Source organism: Vibrio sp. Vb2131 (assembly GCF_033338535.1).
Classification (GTDB): domain Bacteria; phylum Pseudomonadota; class Gammaproteobacteria; order Enterobacterales; family Vibrionaceae; genus Vibrio; species Vibrio alginolyticus.
This window is the reverse complement of sequence record NZ_JAWOSW010000017.1, coordinates 39,976-65,923: the sequence shown is the minus strand read 5'-3', so window position 1 is coordinate 65,923 and position 25,948 is coordinate 39,976. Positions and strand designations below refer to the sequence as shown.

Genomic DNA, 25,948 nt, shown 5'->3' with positions numbered 1-25,948 from the left:
TTCTAGTTCGCTATTTTTGGCTATTTCGTTACTGTGGTTGATGTATCCTGTCTTTCAGCCGTGAACAAGGAGTTGTTATGTCTTTGCCAAGCATCGTATTTTTAGATCGAGCGACCATCCCAGAACATATTGAGATCCCACGACCTAGCTTTCCGCACCACTGGCGTGAGTACGACCTAACTGCGCCTGGGCAGGTAATAGAAAGGTTAGCAGATGCCGATATCGTGATTAGCAATAAAGTCCTGCTTGACCAACATGTATTAGAGCAGCTACCCAAATTACGGATGATCGCGGTTGCCGCAACTGGTTTTAACAACGTCGATGTGAACTACTGTGCTAATCATGATATTGCGGTTGCTAATGTACGTGGTTACGCGACGCGTTCGGTGCCCGAGCATGTGATGGCAATGTTATTCGCTTTAAGACGGAATTTATTTGGGTACCACCAAGATATTGCCGCAGGTGAGTGGCAGCGTAACCAGCAGTTTTGTTTTTTTACGCACCCAATCGGGGATATTGGTGGTAGCACGTTAGGTGTTGTTGGTAGCGGGGCGCTAGGGCAAGCGACGGCGAATCTGGCTCAAGCGTTAGGAATGACCGTGTTGTTTTCTGAGCGTAAAGGGGCGGCAGAATGTCGGCCTGGTTATGTGCCGTTTGAGGAAGTATTAAAACGCTCCGATGCGCTGACCTTGCATTGCCCGCTCAACGATCATACTCAGAATTTAATTGGTCAAGCAGAGTTGCAACAAATGAAGTCCAACGCCATTTTGATTAATACAGGGCGTGGAGGTTTGGTGGATGAGAGCGCACTGGTGGATGCCTTAAAACAGCAAGAAATTGCAGCGGCTGGTTTTGATGTTTTTACACAAGAACCGGCTGATGAGAGCAATCCGCTGATTGCCAATATGAGTTTACCTAATTTGTTACTGACACCGCATGTTGCATGGGGCAGCGACTCATCTATTCAACGTTTAGCGGAAATCTTGATTGAGAACATTAACGCTTTCGAGCGCGGAGACCGCGTGAATCGCTTAGTGTAACGCTGACTGTAAAACCAAAGATAAAAAAAGCAGACATTGACGTCTGCTTTTTGCGTTTAAATCGAATGCTCATTGCGTGAGCCCTCGAATTAAAACTCTTCTTCGTTTAGACCTTTAAGGATCTGAAAGATTTCGCGGTACGCTTTTGCTGGTTTCCCAGCTTTTTTCTCTTTCGCTGCTTGGCGAGCAAGTTGGCGTAGACGCTGACGATCCGCTTCTGGGTACATTTCCATTACGTCATCAATGGCTTTGTCACCTTCTTCCACTACGCGATCACGCAACGCTTCAAGTTTGTGGAATACAGCCGTTAATTGAGAGTGCTTATTACGAATTTTATCCAGTGCGGCTTGGATTGGCTCTGGATCTTCGTAACGCATCAATTTACCAATACGTTGTAATTGGCGACGACGCGCTTCATTTTTAAAGCGTTGCGCGTCAGCAATTGCTTCTCGCAAATCTTCGCTCAATGGAAACTTTTCTAGAACTGAAGGTTTGAGGCCGACAAGCTCCTCACCTAGCTTTTGCAGTTCTTCCATGTCTCGCTTCATCTCGGATTTACTTACCCAGATGATCTCTTCTTCTGGTTCCCATGGCGCTTTTTGATTCTTACGTGCCATTTCAGTTGCCTGTGTTTTGATTAATATTATGACTATTTTAACAAGAATCATGGGGAGAAAGCGAAATTCTTGTTATCCTATTGTTCATCAAAGACAAGATGTGAAAGACAATGGATATTAAACAGCAGGTTGCTGAGCAACGTACCGAGCTAGAGCAAGCCGTCGCAAGAGCCTTAAAGCTTGCATCGGCAAAATCTGACGCCGCCGAAGTCGCAATTACTAAAAGCACTGGTTTAAGTGTTTCAACTCGTATGGGTGAAGTAGAGAATGTCGAGTTCAACAGCGATGGTGCGCTGGGCATTACCGTTTACCGAGGTCAACGCAAAGGCAGTGCTTCCACGTCTGATTTAAGTGAAGCGGCAATCGAGCAAACCGTTATAGCGGCGCTAGATATTGCACATTACACATCTGAAGACCCATTTGCAGGCCCTGCAGCAAAAGAATACATGGTGCAAGATATCCCTGAGCTTGATCTTTTCCACCCTGACGCACCCGATCCAGACTATGCTGCCAATGTGGCGATTGCAGCAGAAAAAGAGGCGCTAAGTTATAACAGTGCAATCAAACAAAGTGATGGCGCGAGTTATGATAGTCATTACGGCGTGAAAGTGTATGGCAATAGCCATGGCTTATTAGCTAGTTATGCGTCTAGCCGCCATAGTACTAGCTGTTGTGTAATTGGCGTTGGTCAAAACGGCGAGATGGAACGTGATTACAGCTACACCGTGGCACGTCATCGTGATGACTTATGGACCCCAGAAACGGTGGGTCGTAAGGCGGCAGAGAATACGGTTAACCGCTTAGATGCGCAGCGTCTAAAAACAGGTCAATACCCAATCATGTTTGCGGCTGATGTTGCGACAGGCTTGATTGGCCATCTCGTTATGGCGATCAGCGGTGGTAACCTGTACCGAAAATCTTCTTTCTTACTTGACCATCTAGGCAAACAAGTGCTTCCTGAATGGTTCAATATCTCAGAACGTCCGCATGTATTGCGTGGTTTGGCATCAAGTCCATTCGATAGTGAAGGTGTGTACACTCAAGACCGTGAGATCATTACCGACGGTGCGCTAGCAACTTATCTGTTAACCAGTTATGCCGCACGTAAAATGAAGATGACGCCGACAGGTCACGCTGGTGGGATTCATAACTGGTACGTGAAGTCGACAGGCCAAAACTTCGAACAAATGCTTAAAGAGCTCGGTACTGGTCTTCTAGTGACAGAAGTCATGGGACAAGGTGTGAACGTGGTAACGGGGGATTACTCTCGCGGTGCCGCAGGCTTCTGGGTTGAGAACGGCGAGATCCAATACCCAGTATCAGAAATTACCATCGCAGGTAATCTAAAAGACATGTTCACCAAGATTGTAGCGGTTGGTAGTGATATTGAAACGCGCTCACAAATCCAAACGGGCTCTATCCTACTGGATACCATGAAAGTGGCGGGTGAATAAGCTTTTCTAGCAATTCAGAATCAAAAAAGCCTGATGTGTTCATCAGGCTTTTTCGTTTTTGCTGTTAGGTAATCAGTATTGTGGCAAGCCCTAAGAAGACAGATAAACCAATCACATCCGTCACTGTTGTTAATGCCATACCACCAGCTAAAGCAGGATCGATGTTCATTTTTTTCAATAGGATTGGAATCGTTACTCCGGCAATACCTGCGACCAATAAGTTGGTCAGCATGGCGGCGGAAATGATTCCTCCGAGCATCCAGTTACCTTTCCAAGCAACAACAATACCACCAATAATCAGCGCCCACATGATGCCGTTAAGTAAGCCGATCGAGGCTTCTTTCATTAACAGTTCGCGTTTGTTTGAGTCACCGATATGACCAAGAGCAAGACCACGAATCACTAGTGCGACGGTTTGGTTACCAGCGACACCACCCATGGACGGAACAATCGTCATCAATACTGCAATGGCCGCCATTTGATCTAATGTGGCCTCAAACATATTAGAAACGGAAGCAGCAGCAAGGGCGGCTAATACGTTAGCGCCAAGCCAGATACTGCGTTTGCGAGCTGATTTTACAACAGGCGCGAAAGTATCTTCGTCATCGTCCATACCCGCCATACTCATCATCGAGTGTTCCGCGTCTTCACGAATAACGTCAACCACGTCATCGATGGTGATACGACCGACCAAATGCAAGTTTTCATCAACAACAGGTGCAGATACCCAATTACGGCGTTCGAACAGACTCGCAACATCTGAGTCGCTAGTATCGACGGTGATGGCCTCGTCCGCGTCTTCCATTACATCAATGATTTTTACGTCTGGCTGAGTGGTAATAAGCGTCGTGATCGGCAGTTCACCGATGAGCTTACTCTCTTCATCGATCACATACAGGGCATCCGTAGCTTCTGGAAGCTCGCCTTTCATACGTAGATAACGCAAAACTACGTCCACATCGACGTCACCACGAATTGTGATGACGTCGGTGTTCATCAGTCCACCCGCAGTGTCTTCTGGGTAGGATAGGGCGGTTTCGACCCGTAGACGGTCAGAGGAGTCCATTTGCGACAGGACTTCGCGTGACAGGTTGTCAGGCAAGCTACGCAGTACGTAAGCCACGTCATCGGTATCCATGCCTTCTGTCGCTTCTGCAAGCGCTTCTGGTGCCATTTTGGATACGAGGCTGTCTTTGACGTCTTCGTTCAGCTCGTCAAGGATTTCACCATAATCTTCAGGGTCGGTGAGTTGCCAAAGAACTTCACGGCTCTTCCGTGGGGAGGCTTCTAAAAGGTGAGCGATATCCTCAGGTTCCATGTCCTGTAATTGACGACGAACATGGACGAAGCGACCATTTTCTAGCGCTTCTGTGACTTCTTGGAGGGCTTGGTGAGCTTGGTCGAATTCAATTTGCTCTGCCATTCATTCCTCCCAATTCCTGATATTTACAATGCGTTGAATAATAACTTAATTCTAGGCGCCTTTTAATAACAACTTATGATACTAAGCAAATTTATTTATTAGGTCAGGGAAGAGAAAGATAATGGGAGGTAAGAAAAAAGCGAGTAAACTACTCGCCTTCATCAAATTTATCTTCGATCAAGTGGCAAACGGCATCCAGTGCTTCTTCCGCTTGCCCACCCGTTGCGTGGATCGTGACGTATTGTCCTTGAGCGGACTCTAGCATTAACAGGCCCATTACGCTGTCTGCTGTGGCGGTTTTGTCTTCTTCATTGTCGATGGTGATGACCGCTTCAAAGCTCTGTGCCAGTTCGACCAGTTTGACTGCTGCACGAGCATGTAAGCCAAGGCGGTTTTGAATCAATACTTTACGACTTAACTCCACGGCTACTCCTTAGCGTTTTTCTCTAGTGAGGTATGGCGAATTTGTACTTGGTGTCCTTTGTTGGCGAAGTATTCACCGATTTGCTGAGTTAAGTACACCGAGCGGTGCTTACCACCAGTACAACCTATTGCAACGGTCAGGTAGCTGCGGTTGTTTTTCTCAAGCAGAGGTAACCAATTCTCTATAAAGCTTTCAATTTGATATTTCAAACTTAACACCGATTGGTGTTGCTCTAAAAATGCGGCGATAGGAGTATCCAGACCTGTAAGCGGGCGTAGTGCTGGTTCCCAATGTGGGTTAGGTAAGAAGCGAACGTCAAATACGTAATCGGCATCGGAAGGCAGGCCGTATTTAAAACCAAAAGACTCAAATACCATAACGAGCCCTTTGCGATCTCTGCCTTCAACGCGCATACGCACGGTTTCACTCAATTCATGCAAAGACTGCCCACTACTATTTAGGACCAGATCTGCATGCGCTTTGAGTGGCGTCAAAATTTGCTTCTCACGCTCGATGGCTTGATCGAGCGAGAGGGAGGTGCCACCTAAAGATAACGGGTGAATTCGGCGTGTTTCGCTGTAGCGTTTGAGTAGCGTTTCTTTATTAGCGTCCAAGAAAAGCACGGTCACATCAAGCTCAGTTTTTAACTGTTCTAGTGTACTCGTCAGTTCTTTTAGCTTTTTAGGAATATTACGAATATCAATGCTGACTGCAACATTCTGTTTGCTGTCAGCAACAGAATGAACAAATGCGTCCAGCAAGTTAACTGGCAGGTTATCAACACAGTAGTAACCTAAGTCTTCCAGTACACGAAGCGCAATACTTTTACCGGCACCTGAGTGCCCGCTAACAACGATTAGTCGCATGGAGTTAGTCCTGCTTATTGGTGAATCATGATGTCGTAAAGTTCTTCATCACTCTGAGCATTACGCAGTAGTTTTAATACTTGCTTATCGCTCAGACGTTCTGCCATAGAGGATAGAGTCTTGAGGTGCTCTTTGCACTGTTCTTCTGGTACAAGGAGCGCAAAAAGAAGATCGACAGGTCGATTGTCAATCGCATCAAATTCGATTGCTTCATCACATTGCAGTAAGACAGCAATGGCCTTGTCGCTTGATTGCATTCTCGCGTGAGGGATCGCAATACCGTTTCCGATACCGGTACTGCCCATTTTTTCTCTATTGAGCATGCATTCGAACAGCTCGGTAGAATCTTGGCCCGTTTGATCAGCCACGATACGGCTGATCATTTCAAGGGCGCGTTTTTTACTCGTGCAGTGGACCGCACTTTTGGTGCAGTCCAATGACAGTATTTCGCTCAGTTGCATGATTAATGACTGTTTAGTTTTTCTTTGTGCTTATTAAGTTGGCGAACCAATTTATCTACCAGCGAATCGATCGCGGCATACATATTTTCGTCATCGGCTGATGCGTGGATTTCGCCTTGATTTATGTGAAGCGTAGCTTCCGCGATTTGAGTAATTTTTTCAACTTTTAGTACAACATGCACTTGATTGATATGGTCGAAGAACCTTTCGAGCTTCTGAAACTTAGAATTTACATAGTCTTGCATTGAATCGGTAAGATCAACGTGATGGCCTTGAATATTGATTTGCATAGACTTTCCTTTTCAGTTAGTGCCTTATAATAGGCGTTTACGCTGACTTGAAGGGGCAATTCCCAAGGATTCGCGATATTTGGCTATCGTACGTCTTGCGACCTGAATCCCTTGGTCAGCCAGAAGAGCAGCAATCTTGCTATCACTCAGTGGTTTGGCAGTATTCTCTGCTGCGACCAGTTTTTTAATGAGTGCACGAATTGCTGTTGACGAACATTCTCCGCCGTTGTCAGTACTAACATGGCTAGAGAAGAAGTACTTCAATTCAAAAATACCACGTGGTGTATGCATAAACTTTTGCGTTGTTACACGAGAAATCGTGGATTCATGCATGTCCACAGCCAAAGCGACATCATTGAGTACCATTGGCTTCATGGCTTCCTCACCATACTCGAAGAAATCTTGTTGATGTTCAACAATACATCTTGCAACTTTGAGTAGCGTCTCGTTTCTACTCTCTAAGCTCTTAATTAACCATTTTGCCTCTTGCAAATTGCTGCGGATGTACTGGCTATCCGCGCTATTACCTTTGCCTAATTGAGCATATTGTTGATTTACTTTTAATTTTGGCACGCTATCCGGGTTTATAGAAACGGTCCATTTGCCATTGTCTTTAAAAACGGATACGTCTGGAATTACGTACTCGGTATCATCAGGAGTGATGCGACTACCTGGACGAGGATCTAACTGTTGGATAAGCTTTAAGACTTCACGAAGATCGGCTTCTTTCAGCTTAGTCTCTTTGATGACGAGCTTGTAGTCTCGGTTGCCTAGGTGATCAATATGATCCGCAAGTATCATTTTGGCTTCAGCAAGCCACGGCGTGTCTTCTGGGAAGGTCGTCAGTTGCAGTAACAAACATTCTTGTAAGTTACGTGATGCAACTCCAAGAGGATCGAATTGTTGAATGCGTTTACGAACGGCTTCTACTTCGTCTAACTCTATCTCTTCATTATCGAAGCTCTCATGAATCTCTTCAGGCGACAAAGTTAAATAGCCGTAGTCGTCAACAGCGTCAATAATCGCTAATGCAATCGTGCGGTCGGTTTCACTGAATGGTGTTAGGTCAAGCTGCCACATGAGGTAATCATGTAACGATTCAGTGGTTTCGCCTTGGTAGACGGGCATATCATCATCAAGAGCTAAGCCAGTGCTACCAGTATTAGCGCTGTAGACGTCATCCCAAGTCGTGTCGATTTCAAGTTCAGAGCTAATTTCTGATTTCTCTATCACATCGGAGCTATCTGGAACGTCAATTTCTGTTGGTTCGCTAGCACTGTTGCTATCAGCAGCCTCGACCGCTGACTTATCTTCACCGTTTGCTAGAGGCTCGTCTTGGCCTTCTTCAACTTCCAATAATGGGTTTGAGTCCAACGCTTCTTGGATTTCTTGTTGAAGATCGAGTGTCGACAATTGCAATAAGCGAATCGCTTGCTGCAACTGTGGCGTCATGGCTAACTGCTGACCTAGCTTGAGTTGTAATGAAGGTTTCATTCAGTGTTACTTACCTTGTAATGCTCAGAATCTTACCGTTCCTAATATAATCATAGACGGAATTGTTCGCCGAGATAAACTTGTTTCACCTGTTCATTATTGAGAACTTCTGCCGGAGTTCCCGATGCAATTAGGTGCCCTTGGCTCACGATATAGGCTTTTTCACATACGTCCAGTGTTTCACGTACATTATGGTCAGTGATTAACACTCCGAGACCACGATCGCGCAGATGCTCAATGATTTTCTTGATGTCATTAACCGAAATTGGGTCAACACCAGCGAAAGGTTCATCCAATAAAATGAACTGAGGGTTGGCCGCTAAAGCTCGAGCGATTTCCACCCTGCGTCGCTCACCCCCTGATAGTGCCATACCAGCACTGGTTCTGATGTGCTGGATGTGGAATTCTTCCAACAAATCTTCCAGTTTATCTTGGCGCTCTTCCCTCGTCATTTCTTGACGAGTTTCAAGTACGGCCATGATGTTATCTTCTACTGAAAGCTTACGGAAAATCGACGCTTCTTGCGGAAGATAGCCAATGCCAAGGCGTGAACGGCTATGCATCGGTAAAATACTGATGTCATTGTCGTCAATGGTAATGGTGCCCTCATCACGAGGTACTAAGCCGACAATCATGTAAAACGAGGTGGTTTTACCCGCGCCGTTTGGACCGAGTAGCCCAACAATCTGACCAGATTCAACTTCTAAGCTAACATCAGTGACGACTTTGCGTTTTTTGTAGCTTTTCGCCAAGTTTTTCGCACTCAGTACTGCCATATTAGTTCTCTATCTGATTGGGTTGCAAAATGGTCGTAACGCGCTCTTCCTTAGAGCTATCTGCGACTAGCTTTTGTTTACCAATTTGGTAACGAATCGAAGAACCTTTGATGGTGTTGTTGTCTTGCGCCAGCTGCGCTTGACCTTTCATGGTCAGTTCGTCTGTAGAAATACGGTAATCCAGCTCCGTAGCTTGACCACTAAGTGTTTTACCATCGTCCATCAGCTGAGAAAACTTCGCAGGTTTACCAAATGCTTGAATCTGTTTAATTGCTTCGGTTTTAGGATCGCGAGTTACCACGATTCTATCAGCATCGATATTGATGCTCCCTTGCTTAAGAGATACATCGCCTTCAAAAACAACCTGGTTACTCTTCATATCCACCTGTTGGGTGTCAGAGTTTATGTAAACCGGCTGTTGAGTATCCGACTTGAGTGCCAGCGCTTGAGGCGCCGCCAATACCAGTGCCAGTAGGCTAAGGTGTAACGGTTTCATATCGACCTTGAACTTCATCTGTCAGAGTCGCAGTATGCTGTTTTAAGTTACCTTGCATTGCGCCTCCAGTAGTTTCAAATTGTGGTCCAACCAACATTACTTGTTGGTCAGCTTTAAAATCACGATTGGTTAGATTAATGACCAATTTGTCTGTTGCCATGGTATCAAAACTCGCACCAGGCAGAAGATTTTGCATTAAGACTTTGTCATATAAAGTCAAAACTTGGTCTTCATCTAACACTGCTCTTGTGGCAGTCACCTTCCATTCAATGACGCTACCTTCACGGTAAACCATCAAAGTCGGGTTATTAAAAATAGTATCTCCACTCTTAGCATAATGGTCTAAGTTAGTGGAGCGAATGATGTAACTGCGGACACCATCTTCACCGTAGGTGATGTTTTCTAATCCAGAACCACTGAACATGGGCAGTTCAGAATCTGGTGCTACTTGAATTGCGTCGTTGCCTTTAGGGGTTAGTAGGTAATAACCGCACCACGCTACAACGAAGATCAAGAGCAAATAAATAAGGCGAGTAAAACTCATATAATGAAGGCCTATCGTTTAGCTCAGTACTTCCCTGACCATTGCCTTTATTCGTCTAATAAATGATTTAAATGTTTGTGCTGATATTACATCACGCCAGCTTTTAGTAAATCGTGCATGTTCAGTGCACCCACAATTTTTTCGTCTTTACATAAAATCAGAGCGTTAATGTTTTTATTCTGCATCAAGTTCAAACCTTCAACCGCCAGCATATCAGGGTGTGCTGTGGTTGGGTTTGTCGTCATGACCTCGCCAATTGCCGTCGTATGAATATCGATACGCTTGTCTAAGGTACGACGTAAATCACCATCGGTGAATATACCAAGCATAGCATCGTGCTCATCGACGATGGCTGTCATGCCTAACCCCTTTTCTGAAATTTCAAGCAGGGCATCGCGAATTAATGCGTCAGGAGAAACTTTAGGTAACGCTTCTCCAAAGTGCATAATATCAGACAACTTAAGTAGCAGTTTTCTCCCCAGTGCACCACCTGGGTGAGATAGGGCAAAATCTTCGGCAGAAAAACCACGAGCTTGAAGCAGAGCTACGGCTAATGCATCTCCCATCACTAATGTGGCAGTCGTACTGCTAGTTGGCGCCAGGCCTAACGGACAAGCTTCTTGAGGTACCGTAATTTGCAGGTGTAAGTCAGACAGCTTGGCCATATTTGATTCTGGCTTACCTGTCATGCTGATGATCTTAATATTCAGGCGCTTTAATACTGGAAATAGAGACAGAATTTCGTTTGATTCACCAGAGTTAGAAATTGCCAGCACAATGTCACCAGGGCTAATCATACCCAAGTCACCATGTGCGGCTTCGCCTGGATGAACGAAAAACGCCGAAGTCCCAGTGCTTGCCAGAGTGGCGGCAATCTTGTTACCAATATGGCCTGACTTGCCAATACCCATAACGACAACTTTGCCGTTGTTGGAAAGGATAAGTTCACACGCTTTTTCAAATTGATCATCAAAGTAGGTATCTAGCTCTTGCAGAGCAGCAACTTCGATATCAAGAACTTGTTTAGCAGCAGCGCGAAAATCAAATTGATTGGACATATCAGATCTCTACTTATTGATCGTGGTAATTAAGCGGTCATGTTTGCGAATAAGTACACTTGGTAACCTAAGAAGCACACAAACAAGATGGCACCTTCAATACGGTTAATACTGCGTGATTTACCCAAACACATCGCGACAAGTAACAATGAAACGCCTAACATGACCCAGAAGTCACGTCCCATCGCGTACTCACTGAGCACCGATGGATTAATGATGCCAGGAATCCCCATTACCGCCAGAATGTTAAACACATTCGAACCGATAATGTTACCGACAGCCATGTCGTCTTCACCCTTTAAAACTCCCGCAAGTGATGCGGCTAGTTCTGGCAGGCTAGTGCCAATGGCGATAATAGTTAGACCGATAACAAGGTCGCTCATACCAAAGTGTTTAGCAATAATTACCGCGTTATCAACCAGCATGCTGGCTGCCAAAGGAAGCAGTATCAAGCCAATAACCACCCACATGATTGCTTTAGGGTTACTGACGCCTTCTGGGATCTCTGACTCTTGGTCATCAAGAAAAACATCACCTGATTTTTGCTCTTTGCGGCTGATTTGCAACATAGCAAATAAAAATGCCCCAAAGAGTACAAACAATAAGACACCCTCATAAAAACCGAGATGGCTATTCCAAAGCAGAATACCAGCGAGTACGGTTACGGCTATCATGAGTGGAAGTTCTCGGCGGATGACGGCGGAGCTAATCGACAAAGGCTTGATCAGCGCTGTAATACCTAGGATTAACGCAATGTTCGCTATGTTTGAGCCTAATACGTTACCCACCGCTGTATCTGTTTTGCCATCCCAAGCAGCGGTTGCAGATACCATCATCTCAGGGGCGGATGAGCCCATCGCAAGGATTGTCATGCCGATGACAAGCGGGGAAATACCGACGTTGCGGGCTATCGCTGCAGAGCCAAAAACAAGTTTATCTGCACTCCAAACAAGCAAAACAAGACCGACTATAAGCAACGCAACGGCTTCGAGCATGAGAATTCCTAAGTATTAAATAAGTAAAATGAATAACCGCTAATTTTGACCTTTTGCGGCCTAAAATGGAAGATAAACGAAGAATAAATTAAAGGTTAGTAACGAAAATGTATGTAAATCTCACTCATTTAAATGAGCAATTCTGGTCTAGGATTTAAACACTTCGTGCTAATTAGGTCATAAACCATGAGAAATTGCAGGGATATAGTCGACTTTATTTAATTGAACAGTGCTTTAAATTCAACGCCAATGTGCTTATGATTGCAGCCTAATAAATGTACCGACGTTACTTTATTAAACGTAGAATTCAACTCCGATGAGTATCTGCTTGATGATTCCGTGAGTTGCAACGCTCCTACAGTAGAAGAGATGATATGTCGAACAACGATTTAGTCACCGTGAACAACCTCACTTTTTCACGGGGAGAACGCATGATCTTTGATGATATTGATCTGCATGTTCCTGAGGGCAAAGTGACGGCCATTATGGGACCATCGGGAATTGGTAAAACAACACTGCTGCGTTTGATTGGTGGTCAGTTGTATCCCGAGCAAGGAGAGATCTGGTTTGATGGAGACAATATTCCCTCTCTCTCGCGTAAAAAACTCTACCATGCTCGAAAGAAAATGAGCATGTTGTTCCAGTCAGGGGCTTTATTCACTGATTTGAATGTTTTTGATAATGTCGCCTTTCCATTGAGAGAGCATACCGATTTATCGGAAGATTTGATTCGCACCATGGTGTTACTCAAGCTCGAAGCTGTCGGTCTACGCGGCGCGGCGCAATTAATGCCGAGTGAGCTTTCAGGTGGTATGGCAAGACGCGCTGCTTTGGCTCGTGCAATCGCACTTGACCCTGACCTGATCATGTACGATGAGCCGTTTGTGGGGCAAGACCCAATCACTATGGGCGTTTTGGTTGAGCTAATTAGCAATCTAAACCAAGCGTTAGGTTTGACCTCTATTGTGGTTTCTCACGACGTACCTGAAGTCATGAGTATTGCTGACTGGGTATACCTGATGGCCGATGGAAAAATCATCGCCTATGGTACGCCAGAAGAGCTGACTCAAAACTCTGATCCTCGTGTCCAGCAGTTCTTACAAGGTGATGCCGACGGTCCTGTACCGTTTCGTTTCCCTTCTCAAAGTATCGAAAAGGACTTATTTGATGGTCGATAACTTCATTCACTTTGTCGCCTCGCTGGGTCGACGCACGCTTTCTATTTGCGGAGCATTTGGTCGTGCGACTTTCATGTTGATTGGGGCGCTATTTTCTAAGCCACAACCGATCAGAAGCTTTCCTCTGCTTGTTAAGCAACTTTATTCTGTTGGTGTTCAGTCGCTGGCGATCATCGTCGTATCTGGTCTGTTCATTGGAATGGTTTTGAGTCTACAAGGCTATGTTGTGTTGGTGGATTACGGCGCAGAAGGCAGTTTGGGGCAAATGGTAGCGCTTTCGTTACTCCGTGAATTAGGACCCGTTGTTACTGCACTTTTGTTTGCTGGTCGTGCCGGTTCTGCGTTAACCGCAGAGATAGGTCTAATGAAAGCAACGGAACAACTGTCTAGCCTTGAAATGATGGCGGTAGACCCATTGAAACGAGTGATTGCACCACGGTTTTGGGCTGGGGTTATCTCAATGCCTTTACTGGCTATGATTTTCATGGCTGTGGGAATTTGGGGCGCTCAGCTTGTTGGTGTTGACTGGAAAGGCGTTGATCACGGCAGTTTTTGGTCAGCGATGCAGTCCTCTGTTGAGCTAGGGCAAGACATTGGTAACAGTATGATCAAATGTTTTGCGTTTGCAATTACGGTTACTTGGGTCGCTCTATTTAACGGTTATGATGCTATTCCAACATCGGAAGGGATCAGCCGAGCAACTACGCGCACTGTTGTGCATTCTTCTTTAGCAGTACTAGGATTAGACTTTGTACTGACCGCATTGATGTTTGGGAATTAATCATGCAACAAACACGTAAAACTGAATTATGGGTTGGCAGCTTTGTATTAGCGGGAATTTGCGCGATTCTTGTGATGATTTTTCAAGTTGCTGACGTAAAAAGCATTGGCTCTGGTGATACTTATACCCTCAAAGCCGAGTTCGATAATATTGGCAGTTTAAAAGTTCGTTCTCCCGTAAAAGTGGGGGGCGTTGTGATTGGTCGAGTAAGTAGTATTTCGCTTAACCCAGACAACTTATTGCCAGTTGTAACACTATCTATCAATAGCAAATACAATCAGTTCCCAGAAACGTCGAGCGTACAAATTTTGACATCTGGCCTGATTGGTGAGCAATACATTGGTTTAGTACCTGGCTTCGTTTTTGATGATGAAGTCATGCTAGTGGATGGTGATACCATCGAAGACACCAAATCGGCGCTTGTGCTTGAAGACTTAATTGGTCAAGTACTATACAGCGTAGGTGGTTCAGACGACTCAAGTAAGGAATAACTATGTTAGCGAGATTACTACTTTCAGTTTGTGCTGTGTTTAGCGTCTTTGGAGCAACAGCAGCAGAGGTGGATAAAACTGAACCTTATAAGATGATGAAGCAGGTAGCTGAAGTCACGTTCGAAAGATTGAAAGCCGAACAGCCGAAAATCAAACAAGATCCAAATTTACTTAAAGTGATCGTTGAAGAAGAGCTAATGCCTTACGTCAACTACCGCTATGCAGGGTTAAAACTTCTTGGTCCAAACTTAAAAGGTGCTAAGCGTGAAGATGTACTTGAGTTTATCGATGCATTTCGTGCGTACCTGATTGCGTCTTATGCACAAGTGTTGACGCAATACTCTGACCAAAAAATTGAGTTTGGTCCTGAGCCTAGCATTGATGACTCTAAGCGTATTACAAGCATTAAAGTTGATATCATCGATACTCCGCGTCCAAACATCAAACTTGAGTTTAAACTGCGTAAAGACAACCACTCTGGTGAGTGGGAAGCATTCGATATGATTGCAGAGGGCATTAGTTTGCTTTCTAGTAAACAATCCGAATGGAACAGTAAAATTCGTCAAGAAGGTATTCTATCTGTTGCTAAAGACCTAGAAAAATTGGCCGCAGAACCGATCCGCTTCGAGGCGAAGAAATAATGGCCCAGACTCCCGCTCAGTGGCAATTGGATCAAAACATTCTTAAGCTAACAGGGGCACTTGATAGAGATACAGTGCCTTCATTGTGGGCGTATGCACAGCAATGGCAACCTGCTCAATCGGAGCTGGAATGCTCGCTAAAAGAGATAGAGCGCGTCGACTCTGCAGGAATGGTGATGTTAATCCACTTATTAGAGCATGCAAAAAAGCAAAACTGTCATATAATGCTCAGTTTCGTGCCGGCGCAACTGCGCACTTTGTTTCAACTGAGCAATGTTGAATCTTTAGTGGCCAAACACATACAGAATTATCAGGGGTAAATTGTGGATAGCGCAAAAGTACAACAGTTATTAGAAGAAGCACTAAACCTTCAAGAAGTGCATGTGAAAGGTGAAGGTAGCCACTATGAAGTGGTTGCTGTTGATGCTTGTTTCGATGGAATGAGCCGCGTTAAGAAGCAGCAGCTAATTTATGCTCCTCTGATGGAATACATCCAGCGTAACGACATTCACGCATTATCAATCAAAGCGTTCACACCAGAAGAGTGGGCTCGTGATAAGAAATTGATGTCGCTTTAAGGTTTATTGATGGAAAAGTTTCGAGTTATTGGGTCAGATAAACCACTAGTTGGTGAAGTGACCATTTCAGGTGCAAAAAACGCAGCACTGCCGATTTTATTTGCGTCTATCTTGGCGGAAGAGCCAGTAGAAGTGGCAAACGTACCACACCTTCGTGATATCGACACAACCATGGAATTGCTTAAGCGTTTAGGCGCGAAAGTAAGCCGCAATGGCTCTGTTCATGTTGATCCAAGCAGTATTACAGAATACTGCGCGCCTTATGATTTAGTGAAAACCATGCGTGCTTCTATTTGGGCTTTAGGTCCTTTGGTGGCGCGCTTTGGTCAAGGTCAGGTTTCTTTACCAGGCGGTTGTGCTATTGGCGCTCGTCCTGTGGATCTGCATATTTCTGGTTTAGAGCAGCTTGGCGCAACCATTACATTAGAAGATGGTTATGTGAAAGCAGAAGTGGATGGTCGTCTAAAAGGCGCGCACATCGTGATGGATAAAGTCAGCGTAGGCGCGACGATCACCATCATGTGTGCCGCAGCGCTGGCGGAAGGCACAACAACACTAGATAACGCTGCGCGTGAGCCTGAAATCGTCGATACCGCTGATTTCCTAAATAAGCTTGGCGCAAAAATCTCTGGCGCTGGCACAGATACCATTACGATTGAAGGTGTTGAGCGCCTAGGCGGTTGTAAACACAACGTGGTTGCTGACCGTATTGAGACGGGAACATTCCTTGTCGCAGCAGCAGTATCTGGCGGTAAAGTGGTATGTCGCAACACTAATGCTCATTTGCTTGAAGCGGTTCTCGCCAAGCTGGAAGAAGCTGGCGCGCTTGTCGAAACGGGTGAAGATTGGATCTCCGTTGATATGACCGACCGCGAGCTAAAAGCGGTAAGTGTACGTACTGCGCCACATCCTGGTTTCCCGACGGATATGCAAGCTCAATTTACGCTTCTGAACATGATGGCGAAAGGTGGCGGCGTGATCACAGAGACTATCTTTGAAAACCGCTTTATGCACGTACCAGAACTCATGCGTATGGGCGCTAAAGCTGAGATCGAAGGCAATACGGTTATCTGTGGTGATGTTGAGTCACTCAGCGGTGCGCAAGTGATGGCAACCGATCTACGAGCTTCGGCTAGTTTGGTTATTGCAGGTTGCATTGCTAAAGGCGAAACCGTCGTTGATCGTATTTACCATATCGACCGTGGTTACGACAAAATCGAAAATAAACTGGCTGCACTTGGCGCAAATATTGAGCGAGTGAGCTAGGCAAGTTAAACTGCACCGCAGGTAACTTGGATATCAAGAGAGCCGAAACCTGAGTTTCGGCTTTTTTATATCACTCTCATGACCATATTTTCCCTTTATGGAAAGAGAGATATTAATAGCTGTATCTGGCAAAAGCCGGTTCCTGGAGAACAAGAATGATTGCACTGTTACGTGTATTTGCTGTCGCTATCTTTGCGATTGTTATGTTTATTGGTGGTTGTGGTTACTGCCTATTAAGCCCTAGAAACCCTAAGCACGTTTTCACTTTTGGCCGTTTGTTTGCCAAGATGTCTCGTGTGTTTGGGATTAAGTTAGAGTTACGTATCCCTGAAGATGCGTATTCACGCGGCCAACATGTTTACATTGCTAACCACCAGAACAACTGGGACATGTTTACTGTTTCTGCGGCTGTGACTCCGAAAGTTGTGACAGTAGGTAAAAAGAGCTTGGCTTGGATGCCACTGTTTGGTCAGCTTTACTGGCTTACGGGTAACATTCTGATTGACCGAGCGAATCGTTCTAAAGCAAAAGGTACTATCGATCAGGTCGTGAGCAGCATGAAAGAAAGTGATGTTTCGGTGTGGATGTTCCCAGAAGGCACGCGTTCTCGTGGGCGTGGTTTGCTGCCATTCAAAACAGGTGCTTTTCATGCGGCAATTGGTGCAGGTGTGCCAATCATTCCTATCGTATGTAGCTCGACGAATAAAATTAAGCTGAACCGTTGGAACAATGGTCATGTGATTGTTGAAATGCTACCTCCAATCAGCACTGAAGGCTATGGTAAAGAGGGCATTCGCGAGTTAGCGAATATCTGTCGTGAACAGATGAAAGAGAAGCTTGAATCGTTAGATGAAGAAGTCAAACAGCGCAACGCTGCTTAAGTTTTACTGCGATATCATCACGAAAAGACAATAAAAAACGGGTAGCCTGAGCTACCCGTTTTTTTATGTTTGTCAGCAAGTGCAATTATTTGCGAACAGCGATTGCTTCAATCTCGATGCCAACATCTTTTGGTAGGCGAGCCACTTCTACACAAGAGCGTGCAGGGTAGTTTGCTACGCCGTGCTCATCAAAGAACTTGCCGTAAACTTCGTTCACTGTGCCAAAGTCATTTAGGTCTTTAACAAAAACCGTTAGCTTTACAATATCAGATACTTTAAGACCTGAAGATTCAACTACAGCCTTTACGTTTTCTAGAGACTGACGAGCTTGTTCTGCGATATCAGCAGACACTTCACCTGTCGCTGGGTTTACTGGGATTTGGCCTGAAGTAAGAACCATGTTACCTAGATCTACGCCTTGAACGTAAGGACCGATTGCTGCTGGTGCAGACTCAGTGTGAAGTACTTTCGTCATTTGATTTTTTCCATCAGTTGTAGGGAATAAAGATTCTCAGTTTGCCTCTAAACCCTCGGTAGGTAAAGAGCAAAATACCCTGACATTGCAGGGTATTTTAAACGTATCACAGCCTAGTCGTGCGGCGTGTTTATCGCTCGGTTACGATCTCGCGTGAGAACACTTTCTCGCAGTATTTACACTTTAGGCGGATTTCTTGTTTCTTCTCGAACACGCTAAAGCTGCTTTCTACTGGTTCATTATGAGAAATACAGTTTGAATTCGGGCATTCAAATACATCATTGATGCGCTCAGGAAGCTCTAACGCGAGCTTTTTCACCACTTCATAATTCTCGATTTGATTCACGGTCGCGTGAGGAGCATACAACGCTAGCTTGCTCGCTTGCTCTTCATTGATAAACACATTTTCGATTTTGAGTAGATCTTTATGACCGAGTGCTGATGATGGCAAGTTCAGTCCAATCGTTACGCGTTGTGATGAATTGTGCATATCGAACAGTCTTAATACTTTGATGCCGATTTGCGCAGGGATGTGGTCGATGACCGTACCATTTTTGATTGCTTCTACCTGCAATTGAGTTTCTTTAGCCATGATTTTTCCCCTCGATTACAGTGTTTCGTTTAGAACAAGCGCCAGCAGTGCTTGGCGAGCATACACGCCATTTTGAGCTTGCTGGAAGAAGTAAGCATGAGGCGTTTTATCAACATCAGTTGTAATTTCATCCACACGTGGTAGTGGGTGCAGAACTTTCAAGTTCTCACGCGCGCCTTCTAGTAGTGCCGCCGTTAGGATGTAAGCCGACTTAATATGTGCGTATTCCGATTCGTCAAAACGTTCTTTCTGTACGCGTGTCATGTACAGAATATCCAGTTCAGGAATCACACTTTCCATGTCTGTGTGTAGGCTATATTGAATGCCAGCTTCGTCTAGTTCTTCGCAGATGTAATCTGGCATTGCCAGCGCATCTGGTGCAACAAAGAAGAAGCGGATGTTGTTAAACTTTGCTAAGGCTTGAGTCAGTGAGTGCACTGTGCGGCCATATTTTAGGTCACCTACGAATGCGACGTTCAGGTTGTCTAGACGCCCTTGTGTTTCCGCGATGGTGTATAGGTCGAGTAGCGTTTGAGTTGGGTGTTGGTTTGCACCGTCGCCCGCGTTGATCACTGGCACGCCATTTGAAAATTCAGAGGCCAAGCGAGCGGCGCCTTCTTGTGGATGACGCATCACAAAGGCATCGACGTAAGAAGAGATGACTTGTACTGAATCTGCGAGTGTTTCGCCTTTTTTCGCCAGAGAGGTATTACCATCATTATCAAAGCCAATCACGTCACCACCAATGCGCTGAATCGCTGTTTCAAACGATAAACGTGTACGTGTTGATGGTTCAAAGAAACAACTTGCAACGACTTTGTTTTTAATCAGTTCTGGTCGAGGTGCTTTTTTAAGGCTACCTGCTGTTTCTACGATAAGTTCCAGTTCTTCGCGTGAAAGCTCTGGAATAGAGATGATGTGCTTCTGGTAAAGCGAGTTCGCCATGATCTTCTTCCCTATAACATTGATGACTACATCCAAATAACCGAAAGGAATTTTGGACATAAAAAAACCTCCCCAATGGGGAGGTTTTAAAATTCAATAGAATTAACGAAAATAACACCACGTAAGCGTAGTCGCTTAGCGAGAGCAAATCGCGTTTTTACGTCAGCAATCAGCGTGGTCATTTCTTAATCCTCAGACAAATTGCCGAGCATTATACGCTTAACTTTCGTGAGCGCAAGCGATTACATCATGGTTTTTATCGGCTGTTTTTGCGCGCTGGTTTAGCTTCCTAGCGTCGCAACCATCACGGCTTTGATGGTATGCATACGGTTTTCAGCTTCGTCGAATACGATGGAGTATTCCGATTCAAATACCTCTTCTGTTACTTCAAGGCCTTTCATACCGTATTTTTCAGCGACTTCTTTGCCGACGGTGGTTTCATCATTGTGGAAAGCTGGAAGGCAGTGCATGAATTTCACATGTGGATTGCCCGTTTGCTTAATCACGTTCATATTGATTTGATAAGGTGTCATTAACGCTACACGCTCATCCCATGCCTCGGCAGACTCACCCATAGACACCCAAACGTCGGTGTATAGGAAGTCACAACCTTTCACACCTTCCTCAACGCTTTCTGTTAACGTGATTTTTGCACCGGTTTGTTGCGCGATAGTTTGACAAGTTGCCACGAGCTCTTCTTCAGGCCAGAACGCTTTTGGTGCGACAAGGCGAATATCCATGCCCATTTTCGCTGCGCCCACCATAAGTGAGTTACCCATGTTGTTGCGCGCATCACCTAGGTAAGCGAAGGTTATTTCATGCAGCTGTTTACCACGGCCGTGCTCTTGCATGGTCAGGAAGTCAGCAAGGATCTGGGTTGGGTGGAACTCATCCGTTAAACCATTCCACACTGGAACACCAGCATAAGTACCAAGCTCTTCAACAATGGATTGGCCAAAGCCTCGGTATTCAATCCCGTCGTACATACGACCAAGAACACGAGCTGTGTCTTTCATCGATTCCTTATGACCGATCTGCGAGCCAGAAGGGCCGATGTAAGAGACTTGAGCACCTTGGTCAAAGGCAGCGACTTCAAACGCACATCGGGTACGAGTCGAAGATTTCTCAAAGATTAGTGCGATGTTTTTACCTTGAAGTTTCTTCTGCTCTGTTCCTGCATATTTAGCTTTTTTCAGCTCTGCAGACAGTTCGAGCAAAAACTGGATTTCTTTGGTTGAGAAGTCCAATAGCTTCAAAAAGTTGCGGTTACGTAAATTGAAAGCCATAGCTCGTCCCTTAGTACATGTGATTAGATTAATAGAATTTATTAAAACATATAAATGCTTTTATTGTGAATAGTTATTTTTAATTAAAGCTAAAAAAGGTTGATGTATTCACATCAACCTTAGTTTTGATTCACCTAATGTAAAGGGACGAGTAAGTTATATATCGTCTCGTTCTATTGGACAGCTCATACAGCGAGCGCCACCGCGACCACGACCAAGCTCGTTACCAGGTACTGTCAGTACTTTGATGCCAGCTTTATCGTATTTTTCGTTGGTGTATACGTTGCGTTCGTAACCAATTACTACGCCCGGTTTTACAGTTAGAACGTTATTGGCATCATTCCATTGTTCGCGTTCCGCTTCATAGCTGTCGCCACCAGTGGTGATGATTTTCAGCTGATCTAAGCCAAGAGCGGACTCAATCGCGTGCAGATAGTTATGTGAGGCTTCAACATGCATTTCACCGTTGCCTTTTGGTGTTAAGCGCCATGTGTCGAGATCTTTGCGCATGATCTCTGGGTAAACAGAGAAAGTATCTACATCCATATGGGTCATCACGGTGTCTAAATGCATACATGAGCGGTGTTTAGGCAGATCAATTGCAATCACCTCGGTAGCTTGGCCTGCTTTAAATAGGCTTGCTGCAAGGTTCTCTACACCTTGTGCAGTCGTACGCTCAGACATACCGATAAGAACTGCACCTTTACCAATAACCAACACATCACCGCCTTCGACATTCGCATTATCATAATGCAGATCATCGTCACCGAAGTATTTGATAAAATCTTGGCCAGCAAAAATTGGGTGCCAACGATAAATCGCACGTAAGTGGTTTGTTTCACGTTGGCGTGCAGGCATCATCATCGGGTTAAGAGAAACGCCGCCATAAACCCAGCATGAGGTATCACGAGTAAAGAGGTGATTAGGCAGTGGCTCAATAACAAAGTCGAGAGGACGCTTCATTTTTGGCAGCATAGAAGATGAGGAGATCGGTAGCTCTGAGTAAGCTAAGCCACCTAAAAATATGCAGGCAAGATGTTCATCATCCATTTCTGAAAAGTATTGGCGTAGGTCTCGCGCAAATGTTGGCCCGTAACGAAAGTCAGAAATCTGAGTGTTCAGCAGCCATTGTTTTGCTTCTGGAACAGCGAGGGTTTCGACCAGTAAATCGTGGAGGAGAAGCACTTCAACGTCTTGCTCGCGCAGCGTACGTGCGAATGCATCGTGCTCTTCACCTGCCGCTTCTACAGCAAGAACGTCATCAAATAGCAACTCATGACAGTTTGACGGAGTTAAGTGGGTTAGGGCGCGTTCAGGGCGATTTAATAGAACTCGTCGAAGTTGACCAACTTCTGATCCAACGTACAGCTTGCTCATTTTGTATCCTTACAAATTTTCCAGCCATTAGTTATGACAAGCTTCCTAGAAAGATGCAAGTTATCAAGCTTTGTTTATATTCTGGTGTTTCTGGTTTTGTGAGTTTTTTATTTTTATTTTGATTCTTATGAAATTTGTTATCAGATATAAATGCTATTTTACTAAAATTAGAGTGCGTGCGTTTTTATTCTAATTTTCCCGTTGAGAAAGAATACACGCACAGTGCATAAAACGTGCATTTTTATTCTAAATTATGCATTATTAAAGTGAATTTATTCGTTATGCTTCTTCGTTTTACACGTGAGTGTATTCAAGAAAGCATCATAAACACGCATAGAAAGAGAAAATAACAACATTAAGTGTCAATTAGGATGTTCTGAATATTAAAAAATGCCATTCTTTGTTAATTTTTTGTTTCTTTGTGTGGTCGGTTTAATATTTAGATTCAAATAACCGATAAGAATCGCAGTGGTATGATGTTTGTTTGTGGCTTTTCATCGCAATCCATGCCATATTTCACCGGATCAGCATACTCAGTATCGGGTATTGTGTTTCCATCAAGTAACTAATCTGGAGCCAAAACATGTCTCACGAAGATGAATATCTATCAGTAGAAGAATTAATTGAGATTCAAAAGGAAGAGACTCGCGATATCATTGCAGCATTGCTAGAAGATGGCAGCGATCCAGATTCGCTATACGAAATCGAGCACCACCTGTTTGCAGAAGATTTTGACACGCTAGAAAAAGCGGTAGTTGAAGCATTCAAGATGGGCTTTGAAGTTCTTGAAGCAGAAGAAACTGAAGATGAAGATGGTAACAAGTTGCTTTGCTGTGATGCGACTATGGAGTCCGCACTAGACGCAGAAGCGATTGATGCGCAAGTTGAAAAATTGATTCACTTGGCAGAAAAATACGACATCATCTATGACGGTTGGGGTACGTACTACGAAGGCGAAGATGCGCTTTACCCTGAAGAAGATGAAGACGACGAGTAATCAAAGCTCACTACTTTTGGAAAAACCAGCGTTTAACGCTGGTTTTTTTATACCTTGAAAAACTGACGAATGTGGAGGCGATAAATAATTCACATTGAGTTTATAGGGGATTTCTCCCTATAATGCGTGAAAATTGATCTAGCTCAAGGTGTATATGCAACTCTCACTCGCCGGTTTATGGCAAGTCTCTCCACTGACGGACCTTTCTATCCCACAGGATGACATTACTTTCCCTGCTCCTTTGAGTCAGGTATTGCCTGCTGAACTGACAGAAGAAGCAATTCGTCAGCAAGAGTGGCACCTGATGCATGACATTGAAGTGGACGAATCCATGATGGCATTCCCAGCGGTAGAAATGGTGTTGGGTGGTGTGGATTACCATGCAGAAGTGCGTTTGAACGGAGTAGCATTGTTTGACTGTGACGGTTCTCAAAATGTCTACAAGAAAGACATTCGCCCGTTCATGCAGATGGGGCGTAACCGTTTTGAGATCCTATTCCTTGAGGAAGAAGAAGATCTTCTGTTGGATGAGGATAAACCGGAGTTGTGTTCACTTGCAGATCATGAATACCAAAAGAGTGACGAGCGCTTAGGGGTATGGCAAGAACCGTATCTGCAGTTCATTCGCAATGTACGTTTAGACCGCGTGGCAACCGAGCAGATTTGGCACCACGGTGGTGGTTGCGAGTTTAAAGTAGACTTGTACTATCAAACTTTTGCGCCGGGTCTGGTCTCTGCATCGGTTAAGTTTAATGGTATGACTTACCATATTCCTATTGATGTCCGAGCGGAGCATGCGAGCGCTTTATTCCAGATCGAAGCGCCAAAGTATGCCGATCTTACTGATCCTGATCCAAGTGATCTCTACCAGTTGTCTGTTGAGTTGGATGGGCAGCACCAAAACTTCACTGTTGCCTTGAGCCAGGAGCTTTGTGTTACCCATGTTGTGCTTTAACTCTTAGTAATGCTCTTTATTACAGTGTTTTAAGCATCACTACTTCACATGCATCATGCCCTGTTTGTCCAAGCGGGGTATCGAGATGCTCAAAGCCTAGCTTTTCATACAAGCTTACCGCTTCTCTCAGACATTCAGTTGTCTCTAAATAGCACTGCTGATACCCAAATTGTTTCGCCAATTGTAAGCTCAATGCGACGATGCGTTTGGCTAAACCGTGCCCTCGTGTTTGAGGTAAGAAGTACATCTTTTGTAGTTCACACACATTTGGCTCGCCAGCTAAAGGGGCAAAGCCACCGCCACCAACGATCTCTCCGCGATGTTCAATGACCCAGTAGGCGGCCTCGCATTGATTGTAAACCGAATACATATCATCAAGCGTTGGATCGGCCACACCATAACCTTTGTCTGCGGTTAAGCCGTATTCTGCAGAGACTTTACGAATCACATCTGCGACTTGCGGGTTGTCTGCTTTAGTAAGAGGTCGAAGAACGTATTCCTCAGCCTGACACACTTTTGTTAGCCCTTTTAGGTAAGTCTCTAGACCAAGTTTGAGTTGCTCTTGCTCGCTGTCATCGAGTTGGGTAAGCAGCTGTTCAAAGAAGTGGTTTTGCTGTTGGTCCAGTTGCGATAACGCCTGTTGGCCTTGCTCTGTAATCGCTACGAGTTGACTACGTTTGTCTTTTGGGTTTTCGATGCTCTCGACCAAACCTAATTTAATCAAACCAGTAACGGTTCGGCTCGCGTTGGACTTGTCGACATTAAGCTGCTGTGCCAGCTGATTGATGGTCAATGGCTGCAATTGGATTTCACCCAATGCGTGCGCTTGCACTGGAGTGAGAGCGACATCGCCGCATTGTTTATCAAGCATACCAAGCAATCGGACGGCTTGACGGGAGTAGTGTCGAAGTTGACGAGCGTTCATTATCACTTACCTCTAAAAATAAAGTTGCGCACCGCAATTAAATTAATTGCGGTGCGCAACCTTGTCAATGGTAAATGTCATTTTTCTCGTTAGGAGACGTAGTGAGCCTCCATGTTTAAGCGTGGTGATGTAAACAAAACTGCGGTGCTGGAGCTTTTTCTGATGATTTACGCATCCATACTTTCTCGTGGAAGTAGTAAGCCACCGTGTTCAAACTCGGCTCTAGCATCGCCATTACGCCGCCGACAAATGCATCACCTGTTAGTAAGTAAACCACGGTAAAAGCGACGCTGAAGTGCACGGTCGCAAAGCTTGCGGTTTTTAATTTGGTCATCCACTGACGAGCTTTAAGTGCTGGGACTTTTGCCCATGCCTTTTCATGAAAGTAGAAGGCTACGGTGTTCACTGAAGGCTCAATCATGGCAATTAAACTACCAATTAGAATGTCGCCTGTGAGTACGTAAGCGACACTAAATGCGATAGTAAAATGCAGTGCTGCGAAAGTTAGTGTCTTTTTCATGATAATTACTCAATCGTGTTTGTTTCGATGAGTTCATTATCGATAATAATTCTCATTAATGCTAATGGGTAATGAGTATTGTTGTGATAGGGGGAAGCTATTGATGATGGTTTTGGTGAAAT

At 44.8% G+C, this 25,948-nt stretch carries 32 protein-coding genes; 12 read left to right on the top strand and 20 right to left on the bottom strand.

Annotated features, from left to right (window positions below):
- Window positions 1-77: 77 nt before the first annotated feature.
- Window positions 78-1,040 (top strand): D-2-hydroxyacid dehydrogenase, encoded by a 963-nt coding sequence (locus tag R7E38_RS17605; protein WP_226084022.1) that lies wholly within the window; start codon window positions 78-80, stop codon window positions 1,038-1,040.
- A gap of 89 nt (window positions 1,041-1,129) precedes the next feature.
- Here R7E38_RS17605 and yjgA read toward each other — a convergent pair whose 3' ends face one another.
- Entirely contained in the window at window positions 1,130-1,657 is a 528-nt protein-coding gene (gene yjgA / locus R7E38_RS17600; RefSeq protein ID WP_005381124.1) for a ribosome biogenesis factor YjgA, read from the bottom strand.
- Window positions 1,658-1,767: 110 nt separating this feature from the next.
- Here yjgA and pmbA point away from each other — a divergent pair, with 110 nt between their 5' ends.
- Window positions 1,768-3,111 carry a metalloprotease PmbA gene (gene pmbA / locus R7E38_RS17595; RefSeq protein WP_226084023.1) on the top strand — a complete coding sequence of 448 codons (1,344 nt, stop codon included), beginning with the start codon at window positions 1,768-1,770 and terminating at the stop codon, window positions 3,109-3,111.
- Window positions 3,112-3,175: 64 nt separating this feature from the next.
- On the opposite strand, the gene mgtE is transcribed toward pmbA, so the two are convergent.
- From mgtE to R7E38_RS17540, 11 genes are all read right to left on the bottom strand, one after another.
- Window positions 3,176-4,534, bottom strand: a complete 1,359-nt coding sequence (gene mgtE / locus R7E38_RS17590; protein WP_005381121.1) for a magnesium transporter — start codon at window positions 4,532-4,534, stop codon at window positions 3,176-3,178.
- A 148-nt stretch (window positions 4,535-4,682) separates the two neighbouring features.
- A complete protein-coding gene (locus R7E38_RS17585; RefSeq protein ID WP_005381120.1) occupies window positions 4,683-4,958 on the bottom strand; it encodes an HPr family phosphocarrier protein in 276 nt (91 codons plus the stop codon).
- A 2-nt stretch (window positions 4,959-4,960) separates the two neighbouring features.
- Window positions 4,961-5,824 (bottom strand): RNase adapter RapZ, encoded by an 864-nt coding sequence (rapZ, locus tag R7E38_RS17580; RefSeq protein WP_149191738.1) that lies wholly within the window; start codon window positions 5,822-5,824, stop codon window positions 4,961-4,963.
- 14 nt (window positions 5,825-5,838) lie between these two features.
- Entirely contained in the window at window positions 5,839-6,285 is a 447-nt protein-coding gene (gene ptsN, locus R7E38_RS17575; RefSeq protein WP_005381116.1) for a PTS IIA-like nitrogen regulatory protein PtsN, read from the bottom strand.
- A gap of 2 nt (window positions 6,286-6,287) precedes the next feature.
- Complete coding sequence (gene hpf, locus R7E38_RS17570) at window positions 6,288-6,575, bottom strand: ribosome hibernation promoting factor (protein WP_005381114.1); 288 nt, start codon at window positions 6,573-6,575, stop codon at window positions 6,288-6,290.
- Window positions 6,576-6,599: 24 nt separating this feature from the next.
- Window positions 6,600-8,069, bottom strand: a complete 1,470-nt coding sequence (locus tag R7E38_RS17565; RefSeq protein WP_005381112.1) for an RNA polymerase factor sigma-54 — start codon at window positions 8,067-8,069, stop codon at window positions 6,600-6,602.
- Between the two features lie 50 nt (window positions 8,070-8,119).
- Window positions 8,120-8,845 carry an LPS export ABC transporter ATP-binding protein gene (gene lptB / locus R7E38_RS17560; RefSeq protein ID WP_005381111.1) on the bottom strand — a complete coding sequence of 242 codons (726 nt, stop codon included), beginning with the start codon at window positions 8,843-8,845 and terminating at the stop codon, window positions 8,120-8,122.
- Between the two features lies 1 nt (window position 8,846).
- Window positions 8,847-9,341 carry a lipopolysaccharide transport periplasmic protein LptA gene (gene lptA / locus R7E38_RS17555; RefSeq protein ID WP_005381109.1) on the bottom strand — a complete coding sequence of 165 codons (495 nt, stop codon included), beginning with the start codon at window positions 9,339-9,341 and terminating at the stop codon, window positions 8,847-8,849.
- Complete coding sequence (gene lptC / locus R7E38_RS17550; RefSeq protein WP_005381106.1) at window positions 9,322-9,885, bottom strand: LPS export ABC transporter periplasmic protein LptC; 564 nt, start codon at window positions 9,883-9,885, stop codon at window positions 9,322-9,324. Before lptC ends, lptA begins: the two co-directional genes overlap by 20 nt.
- Window positions 9,886-9,971: 86 nt before the next feature.
- Window positions 9,972-10,943 (bottom strand): arabinose-5-phosphate isomerase KdsD, encoded by a 972-nt coding sequence (gene kdsD / locus R7E38_RS17545; protein WP_005381104.1) that lies wholly within the window; start codon window positions 10,941-10,943, stop codon window positions 9,972-9,974.
- Window positions 10,944-10,972: 29 nt separating this feature from the next.
- Window positions 10,973-11,938 carry a calcium/sodium antiporter gene (locus R7E38_RS17540; RefSeq protein WP_005381102.1) on the bottom strand — a complete coding sequence of 322 codons (966 nt, stop codon included), beginning with the start codon at window positions 11,936-11,938 and terminating at the stop codon, window positions 10,973-10,975.
- A gap of 374 nt (window positions 11,939-12,312) precedes the next feature.
- Between R7E38_RS17540 and mlaF the strand changes: the two genes are divergently transcribed.
- From mlaF to R7E38_RS17500, 8 genes are all read left to right on the top strand, one after another.
- On the top strand, window positions 12,313-13,116 hold the full coding sequence (gene mlaF / locus R7E38_RS17535; RefSeq protein WP_005388422.1) for a phospholipid ABC transporter ATP-binding protein MlaF: 804 nt from the start codon (window positions 12,313-12,315) through the stop codon (window positions 13,114-13,116).
- Window positions 13,106-13,897, top strand: a complete 792-nt coding sequence (gene mlaE, locus R7E38_RS17530; protein WP_005381100.1) for a lipid asymmetry maintenance ABC transporter permease subunit MlaE — start codon at window positions 13,106-13,108, stop codon at window positions 13,895-13,897. The genes mlaF and mlaE overlap by 11 nt, the downstream gene beginning before the upstream one ends.
- A 2-nt stretch (window positions 13,898-13,899) precedes the next feature.
- Window positions 13,900-14,388 carry an outer membrane lipid asymmetry maintenance protein MlaD gene (gene mlaD, locus R7E38_RS17525; protein ID WP_005381099.1) on the top strand — a complete coding sequence of 163 codons (489 nt, stop codon included), beginning with the start codon at window positions 13,900-13,902 and terminating at the stop codon, window positions 14,386-14,388.
- A gap of 2 nt (window positions 14,389-14,390) precedes the next feature.
- Window positions 14,391-15,029 (top strand): phospholipid-binding protein MlaC, encoded by a 639-nt coding sequence (mlaC, locus tag R7E38_RS17520; protein WP_017821301.1) that lies wholly within the window; start codon window positions 14,391-14,393, stop codon window positions 15,027-15,029.
- On the top strand, window positions 15,029-15,349 hold the full coding sequence (locus R7E38_RS17515; protein WP_005381093.1) for a lipid asymmetry maintenance protein MlaB: 321 nt from the start codon (window positions 15,029-15,031) through the stop codon (window positions 15,347-15,349). Before mlaC ends, R7E38_RS17515 begins: the two co-directional genes overlap by 1 nt.
- A gap of 3 nt (window positions 15,350-15,352) precedes the next feature.
- Window positions 15,353-15,607: a BolA family iron metabolism protein IbaG gene (ibaG, locus tag R7E38_RS17510; protein ID WP_005381092.1), complete on the top strand. Its 255-nt coding sequence runs from the start codon at window positions 15,353-15,355 to the stop codon at window positions 15,605-15,607.
- Between the two features lie 9 nt (window positions 15,608-15,616).
- The gene (murA, locus tag R7E38_RS17505) at window positions 15,617-16,873 is read left to right on the top strand and encodes a UDP-N-acetylglucosamine 1-carboxyvinyltransferase (protein ID WP_005388419.1); all 1,257 of its coding nucleotides are present in this window, start codon (window positions 15,617-15,619) and stop codon (window positions 16,871-16,873) included.
- Window positions 16,874-17,028: 155 nt separating this feature from the next.
- The gene (locus R7E38_RS17500) at window positions 17,029-17,754 is read left to right on the top strand and encodes a 1-acylglycerol-3-phosphate O-acyltransferase (protein ID WP_005381088.1); all 726 of its coding nucleotides are present in this window, start codon (window positions 17,029-17,031) and stop codon (window positions 17,752-17,754) included.
- A gap of 85 nt (window positions 17,755-17,839) precedes the next feature.
- Here R7E38_RS17500 and R7E38_RS17495 read toward each other — a convergent pair whose 3' ends face one another.
- The 6 genes from R7E38_RS17495 to arcA form a co-directional block, all read right to left on the bottom strand.
- Window positions 17,840-18,229: a RidA family protein gene (locus tag R7E38_RS17495; RefSeq protein ID WP_005381087.1), complete on the bottom strand. Its 390-nt coding sequence runs from the start codon at window positions 18,227-18,229 to the stop codon at window positions 17,840-17,842.
- A 130-nt stretch (window positions 18,230-18,359) separates the two neighbouring features.
- Complete coding sequence (pyrI, locus tag R7E38_RS17490; RefSeq protein WP_005381086.1) at window positions 18,360-18,821, bottom strand: aspartate carbamoyltransferase regulatory subunit; 462 nt, start codon at window positions 18,819-18,821, stop codon at window positions 18,360-18,362.
- 15 nt (window positions 18,822-18,836) lie between these two features.
- The gene (gene pyrB, locus R7E38_RS17485; RefSeq protein WP_005381085.1) at window positions 18,837-19,766 is read right to left on the bottom strand and encodes an aspartate carbamoyltransferase; all 930 of its coding nucleotides are present in this window, start codon (window positions 19,764-19,766) and stop codon (window positions 18,837-18,839) included.
- An 86-nt stretch (window positions 19,767-19,852) separates the two neighbouring features.
- The gene (locus R7E38_RS17480) at window positions 19,853-19,948 is read right to left on the bottom strand and encodes a hypothetical protein (protein ID WP_005381084.1); all 96 of its coding nucleotides are present in this window, start codon (window positions 19,946-19,948) and stop codon (window positions 19,853-19,855) included.
- Between the two features lie 99 nt (window positions 19,949-20,047).
- A complete protein-coding gene (locus R7E38_RS17475; RefSeq protein ID WP_132937229.1) occupies window positions 20,048-21,052 on the bottom strand; it encodes an ornithine carbamoyltransferase in 1,005 nt (334 codons plus the stop codon).
- Between the two features lie 156 nt (window positions 21,053-21,208).
- On the bottom strand, window positions 21,209-22,429 hold the full coding sequence (gene arcA / locus R7E38_RS17470; RefSeq protein ID WP_005381082.1) for an arginine deiminase: 1,221 nt from the start codon (window positions 22,427-22,429) through the stop codon (window positions 21,209-21,211).
- A gap of 583 nt (window positions 22,430-23,012) precedes the next feature.
- Between arcA and rraB the strand changes: the two genes are divergently transcribed.
- Both rraB and R7E38_RS17460 read left to right on the top strand, forming a co-directional pair.
- On the top strand, window positions 23,013-23,426 hold the full coding sequence (gene rraB, locus R7E38_RS17465) for a ribonuclease E inhibitor RraB (protein ID WP_005381081.1): 414 nt from the start codon (window positions 23,013-23,015) through the stop codon (window positions 23,424-23,426).
- Between the two features lie 154 nt (window positions 23,427-23,580).
- Window positions 23,581-24,381, top strand: a complete 801-nt coding sequence (locus R7E38_RS17460) for a glycosyl hydrolase 2 galactose-binding domain-containing protein (protein WP_104975633.1) — start codon at window positions 23,581-23,583, stop codon at window positions 24,379-24,381.
- A gap of 19 nt (window positions 24,382-24,400) precedes the next feature.
- Here the strand turns inward: R7E38_RS17460 and R7E38_RS17455 are convergent, their stop codons facing one another.
- Both R7E38_RS17455 and R7E38_RS17450 read right to left on the bottom strand, forming a co-directional pair.
- On the bottom strand, window positions 24,401-25,306 hold the full coding sequence (locus tag R7E38_RS17455; RefSeq protein WP_226084024.1) for a bifunctional helix-turn-helix transcriptional regulator/GNAT family N-acetyltransferase: 906 nt from the start codon (window positions 25,304-25,306) through the stop codon (window positions 24,401-24,403).
- A gap of 115 nt (window positions 25,307-25,421) precedes the next feature.
- A complete protein-coding gene (locus tag R7E38_RS17450) occupies window positions 25,422-25,826 on the bottom strand; it encodes a DUF2061 domain-containing protein (RefSeq protein WP_005381078.1) in 405 nt (134 codons plus the stop codon).
- Window positions 25,827-25,948 lie beyond the last annotated feature (122 nt).

What these genes read in the sequence shown, in the direction of transcription:
- R7E38_RS17605 (WP_226084022.1), top strand. Translation starts at nt 78, where the DNA reads ATGTCTTTGCCAAGCATCGTATTTTTAGATCGAGCGACCATCCCAGAA.
- yjgA (WP_005381124.1), bottom strand. Translation starts at nt 1,657, where the DNA reads ATGGCACGTAAGAATCAAAAAGCGCCATGGGAACCAGAAGAAGAGATC.
- pmbA (WP_226084023.1), top strand. Translation starts at nt 1,768, where the DNA reads ATGGATATTAAACAGCAGGTTGCTGAGCAACGTACCGAGCTAGAGCAA.
- mgtE (WP_005381121.1), bottom strand. Translation starts at nt 4,534, where the DNA reads ATGGCAGAGCAAATTGAATTCGACCAAGCTCACCAAGCCCTCCAAGAA.
- rapZ (WP_149191738.1), bottom strand. Translation starts at nt 5,824, where the DNA reads ATGCGACTAATCGTTGTTAGCGGGCACTCAGGTGCCGGTAAAAGTATT.
- ptsN (WP_005381116.1), bottom strand. Translation starts at nt 6,285, where the DNA reads ATGCAACTGAGCGAAATACTGTCATTGGACTGCACCAAAAGTGCGGTC.
- hpf (WP_005381114.1), bottom strand. Translation starts at nt 6,575, where the DNA reads ATGCAAATCAATATTCAAGGCCATCACGTTGATCTTACCGATTCAATG.
- R7E38_RS17565 (WP_005381112.1), bottom strand. Translation starts at nt 8,069, where the DNA reads ATGAAACCTTCATTACAACTCAAGCTAGGTCAGCAGTTAGCCATGACG.
- lptB (WP_005381111.1), bottom strand. Translation starts at nt 8,845, where the DNA reads ATGGCAGTACTGAGTGCGAAAAACTTGGCGAAAAGCTACAAAAAACGC.
- lptA (WP_005381109.1), bottom strand. Translation starts at nt 9,341, where the DNA reads ATGAAACCGTTACACCTTAGCCTACTGGCACTGGTATTGGCGGCGCCT.
- lptC (WP_005381106.1), bottom strand. Translation starts at nt 9,885, where the DNA reads ATGAGTTTTACTCGCCTTATTTATTTGCTCTTGATCTTCGTTGTAGCG.
- kdsD (WP_005381104.1), bottom strand. Translation starts at nt 10,943, where the DNA reads ATGTCCAATCAATTTGATTTTCGCGCTGCTGCTAAACAAGTTCTTGAT.
- R7E38_RS17540 (WP_005381102.1), bottom strand. Translation starts at nt 11,938, where the DNA reads ATGCTCGAAGCCGTTGCGTTGCTTATAGTCGGTCTTGTTTTGCTTGTT.
- mlaF (WP_005388422.1), top strand. Translation starts at nt 12,313, where the DNA reads ATGTCGAACAACGATTTAGTCACCGTGAACAACCTCACTTTTTCACGG.
- mlaE (WP_005381100.1), top strand. Translation starts at nt 13,106, where the DNA reads ATGGTCGATAACTTCATTCACTTTGTCGCCTCGCTGGGTCGACGCACG.
- mlaD (WP_005381099.1), top strand. Translation starts at nt 13,900, where the DNA reads ATGCAACAAACACGTAAAACTGAATTATGGGTTGGCAGCTTTGTATTA.
- mlaC (WP_017821301.1), top strand. Translation starts at nt 14,391, where the DNA reads ATGTTAGCGAGATTACTACTTTCAGTTTGTGCTGTGTTTAGCGTCTTT.
- R7E38_RS17515 (WP_005381093.1), top strand. Translation starts at nt 15,029, where the DNA reads ATGGCCCAGACTCCCGCTCAGTGGCAATTGGATCAAAACATTCTTAAG.
- murA (WP_005388419.1), top strand. Translation starts at nt 15,617, where the DNA reads ATGGAAAAGTTTCGAGTTATTGGGTCAGATAAACCACTAGTTGGTGAA.
- R7E38_RS17500 (WP_005381088.1), top strand. Translation starts at nt 17,029, where the DNA reads ATGATTGCACTGTTACGTGTATTTGCTGTCGCTATCTTTGCGATTGTT.
- R7E38_RS17495 (WP_005381087.1), bottom strand. Translation starts at nt 18,229, where the DNA reads ATGACGAAAGTACTTCACACTGAGTCTGCACCAGCAGCAATCGGTCCT.
- pyrI (WP_005381086.1), bottom strand. Translation starts at nt 18,821, where the DNA reads ATGGCTAAAGAAACTCAATTGCAGGTAGAAGCAATCAAAAATGGTACG.
- pyrB (WP_005381085.1), bottom strand. Translation starts at nt 19,766, where the DNA reads ATGGCGAACTCGCTTTACCAGAAGCACATCATCTCTATTCCAGAGCTT.
- R7E38_RS17480 (WP_005381084.1), bottom strand. Translation starts at nt 19,948, where the DNA reads ATGACCACGCTGATTGCTGACGTAAAAACGCGATTTGCTCTCGCTAAG.
- R7E38_RS17475 (WP_132937229.1), bottom strand. Translation starts at nt 21,052, where the DNA reads ATGGCTTTCAATTTACGTAACCGCAACTTTTTGAAGCTATTGGACTTC.
- arcA (WP_005381082.1), bottom strand. Translation starts at nt 22,429, where the DNA reads ATGAGCAAGCTGTACGTTGGATCAGAAGTTGGTCAACTTCGACGAGTT.
- rraB (WP_005381081.1), top strand. Translation starts at nt 23,013, where the DNA reads ATGTCTCACGAAGATGAATATCTATCAGTAGAAGAATTAATTGAGATT.
- R7E38_RS17460 (WP_104975633.1), top strand. Translation starts at nt 23,581, where the DNA reads ATGCAACTCTCACTCGCCGGTTTATGGCAAGTCTCTCCACTGACGGAC.
- R7E38_RS17455 (WP_226084024.1), bottom strand. Translation starts at nt 25,306, where the DNA reads ATGAACGCTCGTCAACTTCGACACTACTCCCGTCAAGCCGTCCGATTG.
- R7E38_RS17450 (WP_005381078.1), bottom strand. Translation starts at nt 25,826, where the DNA reads ATGAAAAAGACACTAACTTTCGCAGCACTGCATTTTACTATCGCATTT.